This is a genomic window from Psychrobacter sp. 1U2, assembly GCF_051847575.1.
The window spans coordinates 1-733 of sequence record NZ_JBPYDC010001031.1 but is presented as its reverse complement, the minus strand read 5'-3'; the positions used below and the strand labels follow the sequence as shown (position 1 = coordinate 733).

At 42.7% G+C, this 733-nt stretch carries 1 protein-coding gene; it reads right to left on the bottom strand.

Annotated elements, in window-relative coordinates; translation table 11 throughout:
• Window positions 1–733 (bottom strand): peptide-methionine (R)-S-oxide reductase MsrB (gene msrB, locus ACS8FD_RS20205; protein WP_439277181.1); only part of this gene is annotated, 733 nt, incomplete at both ends.

Here is a 733-nt window from a genome sequence, read left to right as displayed (position 1 = left end):
ATTGGCTATAGCCTTCTTTTTCCATTTGCGCTAATGGAATAAAACGCAACGCCGCTGAGTTCATGCAATAGCGTTTGCCAGTAGGTGCTGGGCCATCATCAAAGACGTGACCCACATGCGAGTCAGCATAGCGACTACGAATTTCGGTACGAGTGCCAAATATACCTCGATCTGCTTTTTCTACGACAAGGCTTGTATCAAGCGGTCGAGTAAAGCTTGGCCAGCCTGTACCAGATTTGTATTTATCACGTGAAGAGTACAATGGCTCGCCAGACACCACATCTACATACAATCCAGGCTCTTTATTGTCCCAATAAGCATTATCAAAAGCGCGCTCTGTATCATCTTTTTGCGTGACTTTATATTGAATGTTACTCAGCGATTTTTTTAGCTCATCTTGTGCAGGTTTAACAAAATTATTCGGATTAAAACCCAAGCTTGTTGTCTCTGCCAAAGCGTTCGCTGTCGACTCTTGAGCTACTACTCCTGATTCTGCACTAGTAGAAGTGGGCTTAAACTGACTAAAGTCCAGTTCATAGTCTTTGCCATATACACTTTCGATAAACTGATAGCGACCTGAGTTAAAAGTATAGGCTTTGTAACGTAACGGATTCTTTTTATAGTAATCTTGATGATACTCTTCTGCTGGATAAAATTCGCTGGCAGGAACGATTTCAATCACGACAGGTTTGTCATAGACACCTGAAGCTTGTAGCGACTGCTTAGCCGACTC